4 protein-coding genes and 3 pseudogenes are annotated in these 3,682 nt (G+C 53.8%); 2 read left to right on the top strand and 5 right to left on the bottom strand.

All coding sequences use genetic code 11. The features are described from left to right. From Q1B15_RS01595 to Q1B15_RS01585, 4 genes and pseudogenes are all read right to left on the bottom strand, one after another. Nucleotides 1–130: pseudogene (locus tag Q1B15_RS01595) on the bottom strand (IS6 family transposase); the annotation flags it as partial. 172 nt (nucleotides 131–302) lie between these two features. After that, on the bottom strand, nucleotides 303–425 hold the full coding sequence (locus Q1B15_RS23275; protein ID WP_366141646.1) for a type II toxin-antitoxin system RelE/ParE family toxin: 123 nt from the start codon (nucleotides 423–425) through the stop codon (nucleotides 303–305). 9 nt (nucleotides 426–434) lie between these two features. Beyond that, nucleotides 435–596: a type II toxin-antitoxin system RelE/ParE family toxin gene (locus Q1B15_RS01590; protein WP_299749132.1), complete on the bottom strand. Its 162-nt coding sequence runs from the start codon at nucleotides 594–596 to the stop codon at nucleotides 435–437. Next, nucleotides 586–843 (bottom strand): type II toxin-antitoxin system ParD family antitoxin, encoded by a 258-nt coding sequence (locus tag Q1B15_RS01585; RefSeq protein ID WP_299749129.1) that lies wholly within the window; start codon nucleotides 841–843, stop codon nucleotides 586–588. The genes Q1B15_RS01590 and Q1B15_RS01585 overlap by 11 nt, the downstream gene beginning before the upstream one ends. 354 nt (nucleotides 844–1,197) lie before the next feature. Between Q1B15_RS01585 and Q1B15_RS01580 the strand changes: the two are divergent. Further along, nucleotides 1,198–1,930, top strand: a pseudogene (locus Q1B15_RS01580) (IS6 family transposase). 331 nt (nucleotides 1,931–2,261) lie between these two features. Next, nucleotides 2,262–3,233, top strand: a complete 972-nt coding sequence (locus Q1B15_RS01575) for an endonuclease/exonuclease/phosphatase family protein (protein WP_299749126.1) — start codon at nucleotides 2,262–2,264, stop codon at nucleotides 3,231–3,233. A gap of 303 nt (nucleotides 3,234–3,536) precedes the next feature. On the opposite strand, the pseudogene Q1B15_RS01570 reads toward Q1B15_RS01575, so the two are convergent. Then, a pseudogene (locus tag Q1B15_RS01570) lies at nucleotides 3,537–3,682 on the bottom strand (IS6 family transposase); the annotation flags it as partial.

Here is a 3,682-nt window from a genome sequence, read left to right as displayed (position 1 = left end):
CGACGGCGCGCTCGTGCAGCAGGTCCTCGACATTGCGGAGCGAAAGGGGAAAGCGAACGTCCATCATGACCGCCAGGCGGATGATCTCCGGGCTACTGTGAAAACCCTTGAAAGGGCCTGTTTTCGTCACGAACAATGGCTAAGAAACCCCCCTGCCCGCCTCAAGCAGATTTGTTCTAACAATGCCTGTTTGGGCAGTACCCACGCATCTACTGCAATCCGGCGGGTGGCGAGGACTTGAGCAACACTGCTGGTCGGACAGGCTGCATGGTCTGGTATGATTGATCAGTCTGGTGAACCAATCAGAGATTGAGAGTTGCGTCCTGCCGCTGGTGCAGGACACGGATCACCCCGATCTGGTCGCAACTGTCGCGGAAATAAACCATATGCGATCCGACCGGGCATTTCAGATAGTTGGGGCGCACATCGACGTCTCAGCCTCTTTTGGTGCCAGATGCCAACCCCTCGGACGTCGCAACCACATCGCGGTGGTAGCTGTCAGCCTGCGCAAGTGACCAGTTCTGCAACGTGTAGAACCAGATTTTTTCAAGGTCGATTTCAGCCAGTGGCGAAAGCGCGTAGGATTTACTCTGCATGTTTGGCCGCATGCTTCGCGTGCATGCGGCTCAAAAAGGCCTCACTGTCGAAAGGGTGCGGCGTCCCTGACTGTTCCCCGGCAATCAACGCATCCTGCAAAGCGCGCACTTTGGTTTCGTGTTCTTCGAGAAGCCTCAACCCTGCCCGCACAACATCACTGGCAGACCCATAACGGCCAGCTTGCACTTGCTCACCTATGAAATCTGAAAAGTGCGATCCAAGGGTTACGGATGTGTTTCGGGGCATATCGACAATCCTTTTTCTAAGTATAACCAGTATGTACCAATAAGTATTAGAGTGCAATTCTATCGTTTAGGCCAAATTTGCCTAGTGTTTACAATGCTCGCTACAGAGAAGTGTTACGGTTTCAGTAACGCATTGGTATGAATGACCTAAAACCGCCTCTGGGTTCCGAAAGGGCCAAACTTTGGTTCCGAAAAGGCCACAGCCTTCCTAGGCAAGTCGGGTTCCGGTAATGTCGCAAATTCCAGCATGAATTGACATGGGGGCAGCAGCCGGGCACGATTATCCGGCGAACTCTGCGAACGGCTTTGTCACGTTAACTCGACGATCGGTTCAACGATCAGTAATTGTCGTTGAATGAGCAAAGTTTCCTACGTACGCCACCGATTTCCGCCATCGATAATCCAACGAGCCGTCTGGCTCTACTTTCGCTTTCCGCTGAGCTTTCGCGACGTCGAGGAAATGCTGGCCGAACGCGGGATCAATGTCAGCTATGAAACGATCCTCGGCTGGGTTTTGAAATTCGGTCCGGCAATTGCCGCTAACGTCAGGTCACGCAGAGTTCGACCTTCGGGAACCTGGCATCTTGTCGAGGTCTTTGTCCGAATTGGTGGCAAGCGGACATATCTGTGGCGCGCGGTTGACGATGAAGGCAATGTTCTCGAGGTCCTGGCGCAATCTCGCCGGAACAAGCCCGCGGCCCTTAAATTTATGCGGAAACTCCTGAAAAAGCAGGGTTACATTCCGGATGAGATTGTCACCGACAAGCTGGGGTCATATTCGCCGGCCCTTCGGGAACTTGGCCTGGCGCACCTTCATGTCACGGGTGGTCGATTGAACAATCGGGCAGAGGCTTCACATCCATTGCCCGGCAGTGGTTTGTTTGCAAAACCATGAGAGGAGGCCGACGCGCCGACGAGAACGCCGCATGGGCCGGCTCAAGTCGCCCGGATCGATGCAACGTTTTCTGTCCGTCCACGATGCCATCTACAACCATTTCAATTTGCAACGTCATCTGATCTCTCGCCAAACTCTCCATCAAACTCGCGCAATAGCATTCACTGAATTGTTCGAAATTGTGGCTACGTGATCTGGAATGGTGCAGGCCTATTTGCCTCATCTGAGTTAACGTGACAAAGCCTATTAACTCAGCAATCGGCAGATTGCGTCTTCTCGATGAAACGTTAAATCTTGTAAGTCATTGACAAATAGTAATACTAATTTAAAACACTTCGATATTTCGGCAAAAAAATTGATGTGCGATGGCGTGTCAACGCCATAACTAGCGACTGCACGCCGTCGAAATGTGACCCATATCCTTCTCATTGCCGAATTACAGGAACAGGAAAGCAAAGCGCCAACTCGCTTCTCGTTCAAGTTGCCCTTACTCAAGAAACTATCATTCCCGCTGGGAACCGCCCTTGTTTTTCTATCTTCCTGATGGCCCCAGCATATGCAATCTTTTCGGCATCATGCGCTTAGCATCCTTGAATGTTCAGAACCTCAGGCTCCTGGAAACCGGCGGCAGCTGTCAGCTTCGAGGGGCTTGGGATTCCGACGATCCCGAAGATTCCGCTTTGGACATGATCGATCGCCGACTGACCGCAGAACTACTGAACGAAATCGATGCGGATGTCGTTGCCCTGCAGGAGGTGTTCGATCTCGCAACGCTCGACCACTTTCACCGTAACTATCTGCTGCCGACTGGAGCGCCTCCATATCGCGAACGAATATGCATACCGGGCAACGATGGACGCGGCCTTGATGTTGCGCTGCTTTCCCGTCGCAGCGTGGATGCGACCCGGAGTCACGCCGCGCTCACATTGGCGGACGTGGGCATAGACCCACTCCGAGCCGTCGATCCCGATCTGCCAGTTTTCCGGCGTGATTGTCTTATGGTCACGATTGGTCCGCTGACGCTCTTTGTTTGCCACTTCAAGTCACCCTACCCAGACGCCGCCGCGGCCTGGACCACACGCAGACTGGAGGCGGTCGCAACCCGCCGCCTTGTCGAACGCTATTTCGAGAAACCCGGAGAAGGACTTTGGCTCATTCTGGGAGATCTCAATGAACCGGATGTCTCCGATGGCAGCCGTCAGCGTGCAATTGCGCCGCTGGAGACGGGATTTGCGGTCGATTTGATGAAGCGGCTACCAGCTCGCGACCGCTGGACCTATCATGACCCGCATTCGGGTCTCTACCATTGCCCGGACAAAATTCTGGCTTCGCCGGAGCTTGCAAAGCGGTGGCCGAATTCTGAACCAGTCGTGGTTCGTAAGGGCCTGGGAGGCGAAGCATCGCGGTTTCGCGGGCCCCGGCTTGCTGGGGTGGGACGGCACAGGCCACACGCCAGCGATCATGCGGCAGTAACAATCGAATTTCCCGGCTTGTGATAATGATCAGCCCCACTTGGGTGGTCCAGTTTGAGTGTTAGTGCATAGCGTAGCGAAAGGCCGATTTTAGCAATCAAACCACGCGCAATTTGGATTGCCGGGTGCGATGTAGTGCCACTCGACCGTTCGATCTTCCTGCCATTTCGGGATGGCATTGCTGGCCAGTTCGGTTCCATTGTCTCTGGCGATCGTACAGGGATCACACTTCTGCCCATCGGGTGGTGTCAGACAAATGCGAACCAGTCTCCGCAAGGCGTTGACACGTTAACTTAAGTGTACCGCCAAGGTGGTAAGTTCCTGACATTAAACAGAAACGATTTCATTCCACGCCGCATATGCAGAGGCGCGCGTTTGACGAAGAGTTGGGCGGGAGATCAGATGACGTTACGAATTGAAATGGTTGTAGATGGCATCGTGGGCGGACAGAAATCGCTGCATTGATCCGGGGT

It is taken from the genome of uncultured Boseongicola sp., from assembly GCF_937988555.1.
In the GTDB taxonomy this organism is placed as follows: Bacteria; Pseudomonadota; Alphaproteobacteria; order Rhodobacterales; family Rhodobacteraceae; genus Boseongicola.
The sequence above is the reverse complement of the archived record's forward strand: the minus strand, read 5'-3'. Positions and strand labels throughout refer to the sequence as shown.